Source organism: Streptomyces sp. NPDC025784, from assembly GCF_055558435.1.
Window position 1 is genome coordinate 365,802 of sequence record NZ_JBVHMN010000001.1, and the last position, 15,181, is coordinate 380,982.

14 protein-coding genes are annotated in these 15,181 nt (G+C 72.9%); 7 read left to right on the top strand and 7 right to left on the bottom strand.

Features of this window, described 5'->3' with window-relative positions; genetic code table 11:
• The first annotated feature begins 129 nt into the window (after positions 1-129).
• Positions 130-1,008, top strand: coding sequence for a glycerophosphodiester phosphodiesterase (locus ACZ4IF_RS01590; protein ID WP_467558563.1), 879 nt, complete (start codon positions 130-132; stop codon positions 1,006-1,008).
• 238 nt (positions 1,009-1,246) lie between these two features.
• On the opposite strand, the gene ACZ4IF_RS01595 is transcribed toward ACZ4IF_RS01590, so the two are convergent.
• Positions 1,247-1,861 carry a TetR/AcrR family transcriptional regulator gene (locus ACZ4IF_RS01595; RefSeq protein ID WP_345643097.1) on the bottom strand — a complete coding sequence of 205 codons (615 nt, stop codon included), beginning with the start codon at positions 1,859-1,861 and terminating at the stop codon, positions 1,247-1,249.
• A 157-nt stretch (positions 1,862-2,018) separates the two neighbouring features.
• On the opposite strand from ACZ4IF_RS01595, the gene ddaH reads away from it, so the two are divergent.
• Positions 2,019-2,876, top strand: a complete 858-nt coding sequence (gene ddaH / locus ACZ4IF_RS01600) for a dimethylargininase (RefSeq protein ID WP_467558566.1) — start codon at positions 2,019-2,021, stop codon at positions 2,874-2,876.
• Positions 2,877-2,885: 9 nt separating this feature from the next.
• Here the strand turns inward: ddaH and ACZ4IF_RS01605 are convergent, their stop codons facing one another.
• The 3 genes from ACZ4IF_RS01605 to ACZ4IF_RS01615 all read right to left on the bottom strand — a co-directional run bounded on the left by ACZ4IF_RS01605 (position 2,886) and on the right by ACZ4IF_RS01615 (position 6,698).
• A complete protein-coding gene (locus ACZ4IF_RS01605; protein ID WP_467558568.1) occupies positions 2,886-3,878 on the bottom strand; it encodes a small ribosomal subunit Rsm22 family protein in 993 nt (330 codons plus the stop codon).
• Positions 3,879-4,101: 223 nt separating this feature from the next.
• The gene (locus tag ACZ4IF_RS01610) at positions 4,102-5,286 is read right to left on the bottom strand and encodes a serine hydrolase domain-containing protein (RefSeq protein ID WP_467558570.1); all 1,185 of its coding nucleotides are present in this window, start codon (positions 5,284-5,286) and stop codon (positions 4,102-4,104) included.
• Positions 5,232-6,698 carry a multidrug effflux MFS transporter gene (locus tag ACZ4IF_RS01615; RefSeq protein ID WP_467558572.1) on the bottom strand — a complete coding sequence of 489 codons (1,467 nt, stop codon included), beginning with the start codon at positions 6,696-6,698 and terminating at the stop codon, positions 5,232-5,234. The genes ACZ4IF_RS01610 and ACZ4IF_RS01615 overlap by 55 nt, the downstream gene beginning before the upstream one ends.
• Positions 6,699-6,796: 98 nt before the next feature.
• On the opposite strand from ACZ4IF_RS01615, the gene ACZ4IF_RS01620 reads away from it, so the two are divergent.
• Together ACZ4IF_RS01620 and ACZ4IF_RS01625 are read left to right on the top strand one after the other, a co-directional pair.
• Complete coding sequence (locus ACZ4IF_RS01620) at positions 6,797-7,804, top strand: Gfo/Idh/MocA family protein (protein WP_467558574.1); 1,008 nt, start codon at positions 6,797-6,799, stop codon at positions 7,802-7,804.
• A gap of 157 nt (positions 7,805-7,961) precedes the next feature.
• A complete protein-coding gene (locus ACZ4IF_RS01625) occupies positions 7,962-8,729 on the top strand; it encodes an SDR family oxidoreductase (protein ID WP_467558576.1) in 768 nt (255 codons plus the stop codon).
• Positions 8,730-9,055: 326 nt separating this feature from the next.
• Here the strand turns inward: ACZ4IF_RS01625 and ACZ4IF_RS01630 are convergent, their stop codons facing one another.
• Positions 9,056-10,303 carry a D-alanyl-D-alanine carboxypeptidase family protein gene (locus ACZ4IF_RS01630; RefSeq protein ID WP_467558578.1) on the bottom strand — a complete coding sequence of 416 codons (1,248 nt, stop codon included), beginning with the start codon at positions 10,301-10,303 and terminating at the stop codon, positions 9,056-9,058.
• 362 nt (positions 10,304-10,665) lie between these two features.
• On the opposite strand from ACZ4IF_RS01630, the gene ACZ4IF_RS01635 reads away from it, so the two are divergent.
• Together ACZ4IF_RS01635 and ACZ4IF_RS01640 are read left to right on the top strand one after the other, a co-directional pair.
• Positions 10,666-12,129 carry an ABC transporter permease gene (locus tag ACZ4IF_RS01635; protein ID WP_467558580.1) on the top strand — a complete coding sequence of 488 codons (1,464 nt, stop codon included), beginning with the start codon at positions 10,666-10,668 and terminating at the stop codon, positions 12,127-12,129.
• A 137-nt stretch (positions 12,130-12,266) separates the two neighbouring features.
• The gene (locus ACZ4IF_RS01640) at positions 12,267-13,052 is read left to right on the top strand and encodes an ABC transporter ATP-binding protein (RefSeq protein ID WP_467558582.1); all 786 of its coding nucleotides are present in this window, start codon (positions 12,267-12,269) and stop codon (positions 13,050-13,052) included.
• A gap of 39 nt (positions 13,053-13,091) precedes the next feature.
• Here ACZ4IF_RS01640 and ACZ4IF_RS01645 read toward each other — a convergent pair whose 3' ends face one another.
• Positions 13,092-14,099: an aldo/keto reductase gene (locus ACZ4IF_RS01645; protein ID WP_467558584.1), complete on the bottom strand. Its 1,008-nt coding sequence runs from the start codon at positions 14,097-14,099 to the stop codon at positions 13,092-13,094.
• A gap of 60 nt (positions 14,100-14,159) precedes the next feature.
• Positions 14,160-14,483 (bottom strand): nuclear transport factor 2 family protein, encoded by a 324-nt coding sequence (locus tag ACZ4IF_RS01650; protein ID WP_467558586.1) that lies wholly within the window; start codon positions 14,481-14,483, stop codon positions 14,160-14,162.
• 134 nt (positions 14,484-14,617) lie between these two features.
• Here ACZ4IF_RS01650 and ACZ4IF_RS01655 point away from each other — a divergent pair, with 134 nt between their 5' ends.
• The gene (locus tag ACZ4IF_RS01655) at positions 14,618-15,175 is read left to right on the top strand and encodes a DoxX family protein (RefSeq protein WP_467558588.1); all 558 of its coding nucleotides are present in this window, start codon (positions 14,618-14,620) and stop codon (positions 15,173-15,175) included.
• Positions 15,176-15,181: the final 6 nt, after the last annotated feature.

A 15,181-nucleotide genomic window follows, 5' to 3' on the forward strand; every position in this document is an offset into this window, starting at 1 on the left:
TCGTCCCACCATCCTGCGCTCCGGGTGGCCAGAGCCCGCATCCGGGGTGGGTGGGGCCATGTGTTCGCCCCCTTCAAATCGAGTGTCATTGAACGCTTTGTGTTGATTTGCACCCCTACCGTGGTCGCCATGCTCACACGGACTGCCCTCGCCGGTCTGGTCACGCTCGCCTCGCTCGCCCTCGCCGGACACGGCGGCCCGCCGTCCCCGCTGGAGTGGGGCGCCGGACCGCTGACGGTGGACGCGCTCCCCCGCTTCGTGCACGTGGCGCACCGCGGCGGCGCCCGGGAGGTGCCGGAGAACAGCATGTCGGGCCTGACGGCGGCCTACGAGCGGGGAACGGCGCAGGTCCTCGATCTGGACACGCAGATGCTGCGGGACGGGACCGTGGTCGTGATGCACGACGCGACCCTGGACCGCACCACCCACTCGCACGGCCGGGTCCGGGACCTGACCGCCGAGGACTGGCAGCGGGTACGGCTGCGCCCCGCGGAGAGGCTGCCCGGCAGCTGGCCCGCGGAGCGGCCGCCGACCGTCGCCGAGGTCCTGGACCGGTTCGGCGGGCGGATCGTGCTGACGATGGAGGCGAAGGACCCGCGGAGCGTGGACGCGCTGGCCGCCATGATCCGCGGCCGCGGCCTCACCCGCTCGGTGTTCGTCAACACCAACGACCCGCTGATGGCCCGCCGTATCCACCGGCTGGGCCTGCTCAGCCAGCTGTGGCGCTCGGCGGCCCAGATGCGCCGCGACCGGCCCGCGCGCTGGGCGTCGTTCCTGGACGTGCTCGACGTCGATCACAAGGCGCGCGAAGCCGATCTGGAGCGTGCCGTGCGCTCCGGCGTGCCGCGGGTGTGGGCGCACACCGTGGTCACCCCGGCCGAGCGGGACCGGGCGCTCACGCTGGGCTGCGACGGGATCGTCACCGACGCTCCGGGCCGCCTGGCGGCGGACGAGCGTGCCGCGGCCTCCGCCGTGCCGTCGGCCGTCCGGCCCGGGGCGAGGCGCTAGCGATCGAGCGGTCCGTCAGCCGGCGAACGGTCCCTCGGCCTGCGGCCGGCGACTCGGCGGTCCCGTGGTCCGCCGCCGGGCGCGCGTCTCCCTGACCCGCGGCCGGCGGCTCGGTGGTCCCGTGATTCCGCCGCCCGGCGCACGGTCCCATGGCCGCTGTCCCTGCCGGGCGATTCGGTGGTCCCGTCCGTCCGCCGCCCGGCATGCGGCGCGAGCGCGGCTCCCTCGTGGCGTCCGTTCAGCGCGGGGCGATCCCGTGGAGGGCGTAGTCGACGAGCGTGTCGGTGTAGTCGTAGGAGATCGGGCCGGTGCGCTGGAGCCAGCGCTGGGCGAGCGGGGAGACGAACAGCTCCAGGGCGATCCGGGGGTCGACGTCCGCGCGCACGTCGCCGCGGTCCTGCGCCGAACGCAGCCGCTTCACGTACAGCTGGAGCTGGGGTTCGAGGAGCTTGGCCACGAACTCGGCGCCGATCTGGTCGTTGACGACGCCCTCCGCGGCCAGCGCGCGGGCCGGCACCTCGAAGGCGGGGTTGATCAGCTCGTCCACGGTGGCGCGCAGGACCAGCCTGAGATCGGCGGCCAGGTCGCCCGTGTCCGGGATCTCGTACGGCTCCTGACCCGCGGCCCGGGCGGCCTGCTCGCCGAGATCCATGAACGCCTCCAGCAGCACGTCCGCCTTCGACGGCCACCAGCGGTAGATGGTCTGCTTGCCGACCCCGGCGCGGGCCGCGATGCCCTCGATCGTGGTCCTCGGGTATCCGACCTCGCCGACGAGGGCGAGGGCGGCGTCGAAGATCGCTCGACGCGACCTGGCGCTGCGACGGGTGGCGTCCGGGGTGGGTTTCTCGGCCATGAGGGGAATTTATCAAGCGGGCGATACGCTCCGTCTCGCCTCCGGCCTGAGCCCGCCCGGCCCCCCGGCGGACACAACCCTTTCGGCTCCCGGGCACCGCGCACCCCTCGGCGCACCATGGCACCAACTGCCCCTGCGGTTGCGTAAGGAGCCCTCCTTGCACCCTCCCCGACGCGCCACGCCCCGGCGCTATCTCATGTGCCCGCCGACGCACTTCGATGTCACGTACGCCATCAATCCGTGGATGAATCCCGCCAAGCCGGTCGACGTGGCGCTCGCCGTCGCCCAGTGGGAGGACCTCCGCGACCGGTACCGCTCCCTCGGGCACACCGTCGAGGAGCTCGAACCCCGCCCCGGGCTGCCGGACATGGTCTTCGCGGCGAACGGCGCGACCGTCGTGGACGGCCGGGTCCTCGGCGCCCGGTTCGCGCACCGCGAGCGCGCTCCGGAGGCACCGGCCCACCTGGAATGGTTCCGCGCGCACGGCTTCCCGCGGGTGCAGGAGCCGGTGCACGTCAACGAAGGCGAGGGCGACTTCGCGGTCACCGCGTCCTGTCTGCTCGCGGGCCGCGGGTTCCGCGCGAGCCCCCTCTCGCACGGAGAGGCCCAGGAGTTCTTCGGCCGCCCGGTGATCGGGCTCGATCTCGTCGACCCGCGCTACTACCACCTGGACACGGCACTCGCGGTCCTGGACGACAGCACGGACGAGATCATGTACTACCCGCCGGCCTTCTCCCCCGGCAGCCGTGAGGCGCTGCGCAGACTGTTCCCCGACGCCCTGATCGCCATCGCCGAGGACGCCGCCGTGTTCGGGCTCAACGCGGTCTCGGACGGCCTGCACGTGCTGCTCCCCCAGGCCGCGACGGGCCTGCTGGAACCCCTGCGGGAACGCGGCTTCGAGCCCGTCCCCGTCGACCTGAGCGAACTCCTCAAGGGCGGCGGCAGCGTGAAGTGCTGCACACAGGAGCTGCGCTCCCAGGGCCCGCCGGGCGTCGCGGAACTCAGCGGCGTGTGACGTCAGGCCCTACGGGGTGTCGGCGGGCGGCCACGCGTCGCCCCACTCCGCGTCACGGGCCGCCCGGTACAGCGGTCCGTGACGCTTCGTCACCGTCTCCCGCCGCAGCGACTCGTCCGGGCCGCACAGGTCCAGCAGCACCTGCCCCTTGCGGATCTGCGGCTTGCGCACGACCCGGGAGGCCGCCGGCTCGGGCGGGAAGCGGGTGGCGGCCACGTAGCTGAACTTCTCGTCCTCGTAGGGCAGGGAGCCGCCCTTGACCTGGCGGTGCAGGGAGGAGCGGGCGACCCGGGCCGAGAAGTGACACCAGTCCTCGCCGGGCGCGATGGGGCAGGCCGCGCTGTGCGGGCAGGGGGCGGCGACGTGGAACCCGGCGTCGATCAACCGGTCACGGGCCTCGATGACGCGGGCGTAGCCGTCCGGGGTGCCGGGCTCGATGATCACGACGGCCCGGGCGGCGGCGGCCGCGGCGGCCACCACGCTGGCGCGGTCGTCGTCGGTCAGCTCGCCCAGGACGTAGGAGACGGTGACGAGATCGGTGTTCTCGATGGTGAGCGCCGCCCCGATGCGGGAGCGCCGCCACTGCGCGGACTTCAGCTCGGGATTCGCCGCGGCGATCTCGCTGCCGAGCGCCAGCGCGGGTTCGGCCCAGTCGAGGACCGTCACCGGGCGGGCGCCCTCCCAGGTGGCGTTCACCGCCCAGGTGGCGGCGCCGGTACCGCCGCCGACGTCGACGTGGCTGCCCGGGGTCCAGCCGGGCACCGCGTCCGCGAACTCCTCCAGCGCCGCGCGCACCGCCTCGAACGTCGCGGGCATCCGGTACGCGGCGTACGCGACGACGTCCGAGCGGTCGCGGAGGATCGGCGCGTGCGTCGGGGTGGTCCCGCGGTAGTTGGCGATCAGCCGTTCCACCGCCTGCGCGGCGGCCTTCGGCGGCAGTCCGTCCAGCAGGCCGGCGAGGGCGGTGCGCAGGGTGTCGGCGGGGGGAAGGGGGGCGTTCACCCCGCGATTCTACGGTCGGCGCCGCCACCCTCCGGCCGGCGCCGACGGGTCCCCACCGGCACTCCGCACCGCCTCCTCCGGCCCACCTGGCGTGCACGGTCGGGGGCCGGCCCCAGCCAGCCCGCCCGGTCCGCGCGGCCGACACCGACCGGCGAGCCCGATCCGGAACCGACCCCACCACGCCCGCCCGGTCCGGGGACCGGCGCCCCCTGGACCGCGGCCGTCACGTGCAGTCGCGCACCGCGCGGGCCAGGCGGGTGGCGGCCGCCGCGCGGGGCGCGCTGTCCGCCGGCCGGCGCCGTGGGTGCACCGTGTTCGCGAGCAGTACGAGGAACGTGTCCGTCGCGGGGTCCACGACCAGCGACGTCCCCGTGAACCCGGTGTGCCCCACCGCCCCGCGCCCCGCGAGGCCCCCCATGAACCAGGCCTGGTCGAGGGCGAAGCCGAGCGCGGGCGGACCGAGCATCAGCTCGACGAAGTCGGGGCCGAGTATGCGGGCGGGCCCGTACGAGCCGCCCGAGAGCAGGGCACGGCAGAAGACGGCGAGGTCGCGCGCCGTGGAGAAGAGCCCCGCGTGCCCCGCCACCCCGCCGAGCGCCCACGCGTTCTCGTCGTGGACCACGCCCCGCAGCATGCCCCGGTCCGCCTTGCCCCAGGGCCGCCGCTGGTCCTCGGAGGCCGCGGCGCCCGGGCAGGGGCCGAAGCCGGTGGCCCGCATGCCGAGCGGCCGGGTGATGCCGTCCCGGACGAGGACGTCCAGGGAGCGTCCGGTGACGCGCTCCAGGACGTACTGGAGCAGCAGCAGGTTGAGGTCGGAGTAGAGGTACTCGCCCGGCGCGGACGAGGGAGCCTCGGCCCGCAGCATCGCGAGCCGTACCGTGTCGTCCGGGCAGTCGTACAAGGGCAGTTCGGGCCGCAGCCCGGAGGTGTGCGTGAGCAGCTGGCGCACGGTGACGCCGTGCTCGGCGGCCGCGTGGAACTCCGGCAGGTACGCGCCCACCAGCGCGTCGATGCCCAGGGTGCCGCGCTCCAGTTGCTGCACCGCGGCGACCGCGGTGAACAGCTTGGTGAGCGAGGCCAGGTCGAAGGGCGTGTGCACGCTCATCGGCACCCGTGCCCCGGGTGGCAGCTCGACCCCGGTGTCGGTCTCCTCGTCGTACGCCGCGTAGCGCACCGCCCACCCCGCCGCCTCCTCGACGGCGACGACCGGGCCGCGTCCCGCGATGAGGACCACGCCCGCCGCCCAGGGGTCGGCTCCGCGCGTGAGCGCGCGGACCTCGCTGACGAGGTGACGCAGTTCTCCGGGATCGAGCCCGGCCCGTTCCGGTGTGTCGATGCGCAGTCTGGGTGCGCTCAGCTGTCCGCCGCCTTTCCGTCCGGTGCACGTCCCGTCTGCCAGGGACGGCACAGTCCCACGAAGCAGGCGACGGCCACCAGTACCGCGCCCAGTTGGACGACGGCCATCGGGACGGCGGTGTGCTCGCCCGCGATGCCGACGAGGGGCGAGGCGATCGCGCCGATGAGGAAGGAGGAGGTGCCCAGCAGCGCGGAGGCGGAGCCGGCCGCGTGCCGCACCCGCATCAGGGCGAGCGCCTGGGTGTTGGGCAGGGCCAGGCCCATCGAGGACATCAGCACGAACAGGGCGGCGGCCACCGGGGCGAGGCCGACCTCGCCGAGGACGCCCGTGGACATCAGCAGCAGTGCGGTCGCCGCGAGCGCGACGAGGGCGAGGCCCGCGGCGAGTGCCTTGTCGAGCCTGACCCGGCCGACCAGGACCTTTCCGTTGATCTGGCCGACCAGGACGAGACCGACGGAGTTGAGGCCGAAGAGCAGACTGAAGGTCTGCGGGGAGGCGCCGTAGATCTCCTGCACGACGAAGGGCGACGCCGAGATGTAGGCGAACAGTGCGGCGAAGGCGAACCCGCCGGCGAGCATGTACCCGGTGAAGACGCGGTCCGCGAGCAGGCCCCGCATGGCGTGCAGCGCCACGCCGACGCCGCCGCCGTGCCGGTCCGCGGGCGGCAGGGTCTCGGGCAGTTTCGTCCAGACGACGGCGGTCAGTGCGACGCCGACCGCCGTGAGGACCACGAACACACCCCGCCAGTCGGTGACGCGCAGGATCTGGCCGCCGATGAGCGGCGCGACGATCGGGGCGACTCCTGAGATCAGCATGAGGGTGGAGAAGAAGCGTGCCATGGCCACGCCGTCGTACAGGTCGCGGACGACGGCCCGGGCGATCACGATGCCCGCCGCGCCGGCGAGTCCCTGGGCGAGCCGGAAGGCGACGAGGAGTTCGACATCGGGGGCCAGCGCACACAGCACGGTGGCCAGGACGTAGACGGCGAGGCCGGCGAGGAGCGGACGTCTGCGGCCCCACTTGTCGCTCATCGGGCCGACGACGAGCTGTCCGAGCGCCATGCCGGCGAGGCAGGCGGTGAGGGTGAGCTGCACGGTCGCGGCGGGTGCGTGCAGCGCCTTCGTGACGTCCGGCAGCGACGGGAGGTACATGTCCATCGCCAGCGGGGGTGTGGCGGTGAGGCCGCCGAGGATCAGCGTGACGAGGAGTCCGGTACGGCGCGCGGCTCCGGTGCCGGCGGGTGCTTCCGGGTGCGGGCCGGGCTGCGGGTCGCCGGGCAGCGGGTCGCCGGGGGCGCCGAGGACGGTGTCCGTGTCCCGGCGCGGGCCGGGGAGCGTGTCCGGTTGTGCGGCGGGCGTGGCGCCCGGGTGCGGGTCGGCCCCGGTGGCCGCCGCGTCCGGTATGTGCCCGTCCGGGCCTTCCCGGCCTTCCTGGTCCCGCGCGGTGCGGCCACGCTCGGGCATGCGCCCCTCCCTCTCCGAGTGATCCGCCACCTATGCTCTCAGTTCGAACGGCGTGTTCGGGTCACAAGGACAGGGCGCGAGGCGGACAAGGGGCGGGAATGACGGGCGAGCGCGACAGCGTGCGGTGGGGGATTCTGGCGACCGGCGGGATCGCCGCGTCGTTCACGGCGGATCTGGTGGACATGCCGGACGCCGAGGTCGTGGCCGTGGCCTCGCGGACGGAGGCCTCCGCGAAGACGTTCGCGGAACGGTTCGGGATACCCCGGGCGTACGGCGACTGGGCGTCGCTCGCCGAGGACACGGACGTCGACATCGTGTACGTCGCCACTCCGCACGCGGCGCACCGGACCGCGGCCGGGCTGTGCCTGGAAGCGGGGCGCCACGTGCTGTGCGAGAAGGCGTTCACGCTGAACTCGCGTGAGGCCGAGGAGCTGGTGGCGCTCGCGAAGGAGCACGACCGCTTCCTGATGGAGGCCATGTGGATGTACTGCAATCCGCTGGTCCGGCAGCTCAAGGCGCTCGTCGACGACGGCGTGGTCGGTGAGGTCCGCACGGTGCAGGCCGACTTCGGGATCTCCGGTCCGTTCCCGCCCTCGCACCGGCTGCGCGACCCGGCACAGGGCGGCGGCGCGCTCCTCGATCTGGGTGTCTACCCGGTGTCGTTCGCGCAGCTGCTGCTCGGGGAGCCGTCGGACGTCGTCGCGAAGGCGGTGCTCTCCGACGAGGGGGTCGACCTCCAGACGGGAGCTCTGCTCACCTGGGAGAGCGGCGCTCTCGCCTCGGTGCACTGTTCCATCAACGGCGGCACGCCCGTGTCCGCTTCCATCACCGGTTCCGAGGGCCGTATCGACCTCCCGGACGGTTTCTTCTTCCCCGAGCACTTCGTGCTGCACCGCGACGGCCGTGAGCCCGAGACGTTCTCCGCCGACCCGGCGTCCGGCCCGCGCAACAGCCTCAAGCACGAGGCCGCCGAGGCGATGCGCGCGCTGCGGGCCGGTGAGACCGAGTCCCCGCTCGTCCCCCTCGACGGCAGTCTCGCCGTGATGCGGACGCTCGACGCGATACGGGACCGGATCGGCGTCTGCTACCCCGGCGAGGCCGCCTGACCCGCGGCCAGGGCGGCCGGCGCCGGCCGCCCTGGCCATGTCTCTCCACCGGTGCCACTGCCACCGCCACGGACGGGACGGACACCGGCACCCCTCACCCTTCCGCAGTGCGGACCTTCCCTTCCGCACCACGGACTCTCCCGTACGCTGCGGCTCCATGAATGCCATGAACGCTCAGCACACGAAGATCGCGGTGGTGACCGGGGCGGGCTCCGGCATCGGCCGCGCGGTGGCCGTGGAACTGCTGCGCACCGGCTGGTCGGTGGCGCTGGCCGGACGCCGGACGGCGACACTGGAGGAGACGGCCGCCCTGGTGCCCGACACCCCCTCGACGGCCGTCCGCACGGACGTCGCACGCCCCGACGACGTGGCCGCCCTCTTCACCGCCGTGCGCGACCGCTTCGGACGGCTCGACCTGCTCTTCAACAACGCCGGCACGTTCGGCCCGGGCGGCGTACCACTCGAGGAGCTGCCCTACGACGCCTGGCGGCACGTGGTGGACACCAACCTCAACGGCGCGTTCCTGTGCGCGCAGGCGGCGTACCGGCAGATGAAGGAGCAGGACCCGCAGGGCGGCCGGATCATCAACAACGGCTCCATCTCGGCGCACGCGCCCCGCCCGCGGTCGGTGGCGTACACGGCGACCAAGCACGCGCTGACCGGGCTCACCAAGTCGCTGTCCCTGGACGGGCGCCCGTACCGGATCGCGTGCGGTCAGATCGACATCGGCAACGCCGCCACCGACATGACCGAGGGGATGCGGACGGGAACGCTCCAGGCCAATGGCGAACTGGCGGTCGAACCGGTGATGGACGTCGCCGACATCGCGCGCACGGTCCGGCACATGGCCGAACTCCCCCTGGAGGCGAACGTGCAGTTCGCGACGGTGCTGGCGACGACGATGCCGTACGTGGGGCGCGGCTGACGCCGTCGCGGCGACCCTCCGCGCGGTGCGCCAATGGCGCGCCAAGAACTGGTCAACGACTCAACTTACACAAACGGAAGCTGAAGCTCCGTACCGTATACACCGGTCAAGGGCTTATGCTCAACACCTCCTCCACGAGAGCTTCACACTTGGAGCACCAGACTTCGGTACGACCACGGTCCACACCGAGGGGGGAGGTGGCAGCCGTTCCGCGGCCCGGAAGGGGGCGGACCTCGCGCGGGACCGCGAGGTGAGCACCGGACCGCGGGACGGCTGCCCCCAACACGTGTGCGACCGCGAGGAGTCGGCACACGCGCGGGCAGGGGTCAGCGCTGGTGACGGGCGCTCCCCGCCTCGCCGTCCTCCCCGGTGGCCGCGCGCCGGCGCCCGCGCAGCGCGAAGGCGCCGCCCGCCAGCAGAGCGACCGCTCCCCCGGCCCCGGCGAACAGTCCCCACGACGGGCCGTCCGAGGCAGGACCGGCGGAAGCCGCCGAGGCACCCGCCGCCGCCTTCGGCGCCTTCCGCGTGGGCGCCGCGCTCGCCCCGCCCTCACTGAGCGGAGCGACCAGCCTGCCCACCGGCCGCACCTTCGCCGCGTTCGCGAAGCCCCAGTCGAGCAGTTGGGCGGTCTCCTCGTAGACGCCGCTGCCGCCGTTCTTCGGGTGCATCACCGTGACGAGCAGGGTCCGCCCGTCGCGGGTGGCCGCGCCGGTGAAGGTGTTGCCCGCATGGCTGGTGTAGCCGTTCTTCACCCCGATCAGACCGTCGTACGGCCGCACGCCCCACGCGCCCGTGAGCAGGCGGTCGGTGTTCTGGATCTGGAAGGTCTTCTTGCCGCCGGCGGGGAAGTCGGCGGTCCTCGTCGCGCAGTAGCCGCGGAAGTCGGCGTCGGCGAGGCCGTGCCGGGCGAAGAGCGTCAGGTCGTAGGCGGAGGACAACTGGCCCTTGTGGTCGAACCCGTCGGGGCTGACCACGTGCGTGTCCAGGGCCTGCAGGTCCCTCGCCCTGGCCTGCATCTGCGCGACGGTCACGGCTATGCCACCGTTCATGTGGCTGAGGACGTGCACCGCGTCGTTGCCCGAGCGCAGGAAGACGCCCTGCCACAACTGCTCGACGGTGTAGGTGATTCCGGGCTTGATGCCGACGAGGCTGGAGCCCGCGGGCACGTCGGCGAGGTCGCCGGCGGTCGCCTTGCGGGTCTCGGTCCGGTCGAACCGCTCCAGCACGGTGTCCGCGAACAGCATCTTCAGGGTGGACGCGGGCGCCAGCCGCCGGTGCGCGTCGTGCGCGGCGAGCACCTCCCCGCTCTCGTGGTCCGCGACGAGCCAGGCGCGGGCGGTGAGCCGCTTGGGCAGTGCCGAGCCGCCGAGGACCTGGACGCCGCCGCGGCCGAGGCGTTCACCGCCGATCGTGGTGGCGGCGGACGCGGCCGGGACGCCGGACGCGGCCAGCGGCACGGCCGCCGCGAGACCGAGGGCGGCGCGCCGCGACAGCACGGCGGAGCGGGCGGGCACGGAGGCCGCACGCGGGGACGTCGGAGCGGAACGCGGGGTACGCGGCGAGGAATCACGCATCCCGGGACCGTACAAAGCCCGTCGGTGAGACCGTACAGCGGGGTGACAAAGAAAAGGAAAGCCAATCCCAAAGGGGCGGCAAAACGGTGCCGGGTGACGGCGCGGGCCCGCCCGTACGGCCGCCCACCGTCCCACCGGGAGTTGCGTGCCGGGCGGGCCCGCCGTTCTTCACCGGGCTCCACTCAACAGGGGTTTTCTGGCAATAAGCCCTGAACGGATGAGGAATGGGCTGTCTTACGGAATTTTGATTTCGGGCTCCGGTTTCTCAGCTCGCGCACATCTCTCGCTCAGCCCCGTTCAAAGGTTCCTCCATAGCTTGTGGCCGCGCCCACAGCGGGCGCCAAGAACCTTTGAGGAACGGGATGTTTGGCATCTATCTCAAGCGTGAGCTGAGCCGGCGCAAGAAGGCGGCGCTGGTGATCGCCCTGGGTCTGGCGCTCGGTATCGCGCTGGTCATCACCGTCAACTCGGTGTCGGCCGGCATGCAGCAGGCACAGGACAAGGTCCTGAAGTCGCTGTACGGCCTCGGCACCGACATGACCGTCACCAAGGCCAGGTCGGCGCCCTCCGGCAGTGCCTCGGACCGGCCGAAGTTCGACTTCGACGCCAAGTCGGACAGCAGCAAGAAGCAGAGTTCGGACCGGGTGATGACACAGGGCGGTCAGGCTCTGAAGTCCTCGCTCGTCGCGAAGGTCGCCGACCAGAAGGGCGTTGCGAACGCGGTGGGCGCGCTGAGCCTGAACGTCACCAAGGTCGACGGCTCCTTCACCCAGGGCAAGGCGAAGTCGGGCACCACCCAGCAGCAGGGCGGCCCCGGCGGCGGCCAGAGCGGCGACACCGGCGCGCCCCAGGTGCAGGGCGGCGGCGCGTCCTTCGACGTGAACTCGTACTCCGTCGCGGGCGTCGACGTCACCGACCAGGACCTCGGCCCGCTGGCCACCTCGAAGATCACCACGGGTGCGACCTTCACGGCCGCGCAGACGAACGCGAAGGTCGCGGTGGTCAGCAAGTCGTACGCCAAGGAGAACAAGTACAAGGTCGGCAAGACCCTGAAGATCTCCGGCACCAAGTACACGATCATCGGGATCGCGACGCCCGACAGCAGCGACTCCACCACCGACGTGTACCTGCCGCTGAAGCAGGCCCAGACGCTGGGCGACGCGAAGAACCAGGTCACCACGATCTACGTCAAGGCGACCGACTCCCAGCAGATCGACACCGTCAAGGCGACCATCCAGAAGAACATCTCGGGCACCACGGTCACCACCTCCGCGGACCTCGCCGACACCGTCTCGGGCTCGCTGTCGACCGCCTCGAACCTGGCGACCAGCGTCGGCAAGTGGCTGTCCGTCGCGGTCCTCGTCGCCGCGTTCCTGGTGGCCGCGCTGCTCACCTCCTCCGCGGTCAGCCGCCGTGTCCGTGAGTTCGGCACCCTGAAGGCGCTCGGCTGGCCGTCCCGCAAGGTCACCCGGCAGGTCGTCGGTGAGTCCGTCGTCAACGGCCTGCTCGGCGGCGCCCTCGGTATCGCGCTCGGTCTCGGCGCGGCCTACGCGGTCACGGCGATCAGCCCGAAGCTGACGGCGGAGCTGGGCTCCACCGGCGGCATGGGCGGCGGCATGGGCGGCCCCGGTGGCGGCGGCCCCGGCGGTCAGGCGGCCTCCGCGGCGAAGAACACCCTGGAGATCGCGCTGTCGGCGCCGGTCTCGGCGACCACCATCGCGCTCGCCGCGGGCCTCGCCATCGCGGGCGGCCTGGTCGCCGGCGCCATGGGCGGCTGGCGCGCCTCCCGGATGCGTCCCGCGGACGCGTTGCGCAGCGTCTCCTGACCGGCCCCGGGCCACCACCCGAACCGGGCACCGGTCTCCTGACCGGCCGCCCGTTCCCCCCGAACCGGGGCGCCGCGTCCGTTCCCCCCGGCCGCGGCGCCCCACCCCCTTCCTCTTCCGCACCTTCGGAGAACCTCATGTACAAGCTCACCGGCGTCACCAAGCGCTACACGCGGGGCAAGGACACGGTGGAGGCGCTGCGCGGCGTCGACCTCGCCATCGAGGACGGCGACCAGCTCGTCATCCAGGGCCCCACCGGCGGCGGCAAGTCCACCCTGCTCCAGATGATCGGCGGCCTGGACCGGCCCTCCGCCGGCAGTGTCGAACTGGACGGCGTGGACCTCGCCTCCATCAGCGAGGCCAAGCTGACCCGGCTGCGCGCCGAGAAGATCGGCATCATCTTCCAGGCGTTCAACCTCATCCCGACGCTGACCGCGCAGGAGAACGTCGAGACGGCCCTCGTGCCGCTCGGGGTCAAGCCCGCCGAGCGTCGCGAGCGGGCCGCCGAGGCGCTGCGCTCGGTCGGTCTGGGCGAACGCCTCGCGCACGTGCCGTCCGAGATGTCCGGCGGCCAGCAGCAGCGCGTCGCCATCGCCCGCGCGCTGGTCAAGAAGCCGAAGGTGCTGCTCGCGGACGAGCCGACCGGCAACCTCGACGAAGGCACCCGCGACGACATCATGGGGCTGCTCGAAGGGCTGTGGCACGAGTACGGACTGACCTTCGTCATGGTCACCCACGACTCGTCCATCGCCCGTCGCGCGCCGCGGCTGGCGACCATCGAGGCCGGCCGGATCACCCTGACCGAGCGGGGCGGCGGCCACGTCGCGTCGCCGCAGCGGCAGGCCTCGCACGGGGACGAGCACGCGCGGCAGCCCGGTCTGCCGCAGTACGCGCAGCAGCGGTACGACAGCCGGGGGTACTGATCCCCCGGCTCCCGAACCGGGCCCGGCGGCGTGGGCCGCTCACCGTCCCAGCAGCCGGTCCACCTCGGCCAGCTGGCCGGCGGTGAGCGGCCCCTTGGCGATCGCGCCCGCGTTCTCCTCGGCCTGGGCCACCGAACGGAATCCCGGGATCGGGACGGTACGGGGGCTGCGCGCCCACAGCCAGGCCAAGGCGCCCTGGGCGAGGGTACGGCCGCCGCTGGTGAGGATCTCCCTGAGGGCGTCGACGCGGGCGAGCCATTCCGGGTCGGCGCCGTGCCGCTCCGTGAAGCCGGGCAGCCAGGCGGGCGGCGCATTGCGGATGTCGCCCGCTTCCAGTGCGCGCCCCGCCGTGTGCTTCCCGGTCAACAGGCCCATCGCCAGCGGGCTGCGGTTGATGCTGGCGATTCCCGACTCCTCGCAGAGCAGCAGCAGTTCGGGCGCGTCCTGAAGGACGTTGAGCCGGTGCTGCACGGCCGCGCAGTGCTCACCCTCGGCGAAGACGGCCGCGCGCCCGGGGTCGTCCGTGCTCCACGCGTAGCCGCGGATCAGCCCTTCGCGTACGAACTCCTCGCAGACGTCCCGGAGTTCGGCTCCGCGCTCCGGGTCGGCGTCGGACAGGTGCAGCTGGTACAGGTCGATCCAGTCGGTGTCGAGGCGGCGCAGTGAGGCGGTCAGCGCGCGGCGGGCGTAGGCCGGGGAGTCGTCGTTGCCGGTCAGCAGCCGGCGCTCCTCGTCGACGACGTTGCCCCACTTGGTGGCGACGACCACGTCGGCCCGCCGCCTGCCTAGGGCCCGCCCGAGGACACGCTCGCTGTGGCCCGCGCCGTACGCGTCGGCCGTGTCGAAGAACGTCACTCCGAGGTCGAGGGCGCGCCGCACCGCCCGTACGGATTCCTCGTCGTCGACCTTGCCCCAGCCGAGGGGCTGTCCGTCGGGTGTCGCCCACTCGCCGCCGATGGCCCAGCAGCCGAAACCGAGGGCACTGACCTCGATCCCGGCACGGCCCAGTGTCCGGGTCTGCGTGCTCTGCTTCTCGATGCGCTCCATGTCCCGGGACGCTAGGAGTTGGAGCGCACGCCAAGGCAAGTACCCGTCGAGTAAAGGCCGTTACGCCTGGCCGGTCTCGAAGCGGGAGATCTTGCCGTCGTCGACGGTGAACCTCCACTTCGTCTTCATCTCGCCCCAGGTGTCGTTGCTGTAGCGGGCGATGAGGGCGCGACCGCCGTTGGACTCGTTGTCGACGTCCATGTGGCCGTGGGTGGAGAAGATCTCCCGGTCGGTCCAGTCGTCGAGGTCCCGGTCGGAGCCGTCGTCGGACATCGTGGCGCCGGGCGCCAGGACTGCCTTGAATGCCTCACGGTCGTGGGCGTTCACGGCGGTGACGAAGGCCCGGACGGCCGGGTCGCTGAGTTTCGCTACCTGAATCGTCATGCCAGACAGAGTCACACCGGTCCTGCCGGGCCGCCACCCGAACGGAGGCCCGGGCACGCCGCGGGTCCGGGTTCGGTGCGACGGTGGGGACACGGGAGGGACCGTTGCCACTGCCGTCTGCTCTGGGAGTCACCGTGACCTGTACCGGCACCTGCGTCGACCGAACCGATCTGGGACTGCTGCTGCTCCGCCTGGGGACCGGTGGGGTGCTCGCCGCGCACGGCGCGCAGAAGCTGCTCGGCTGGTTCGGCGGGGGCGGGCTGGAGGGGACCGGGGCCGCCATGGAGGCCATGGGTTATGCGCCCGGGAAGGCGAGCGCGACCGCGGCGGGACTGGCGGAGGCGGGCGGCGGCACGCTGCTGATGCTGGGCCTGGCGACGCCCGCGGCCGGTGCCGCCGCGGCCGGAGCGATGGCGGGCGCGGCGGCGGTCCACATGCCGAGCGGGTTCTTCGCGAACAGCGGCGGCTACGAGTACGCGGCCTCGCTCGGGCTCACCGCGGCGGGCCTCGCGGTGGCGGGCCCCGGCCGGCTGTCCCTGGACCACCTGCTGCGCCACACGGTCAACCGCGGCTGGATGGTGCCGTTGGCGCTCGGGGCGACGGCGGCCGCGACCGCCGTGGTGGTGGGCGCACGCAACAAGCGGGTGCGCCGGGCCGCGGAGGGCGAGCAGGAGACGCTGTTCGACGAGTAGCCGCGC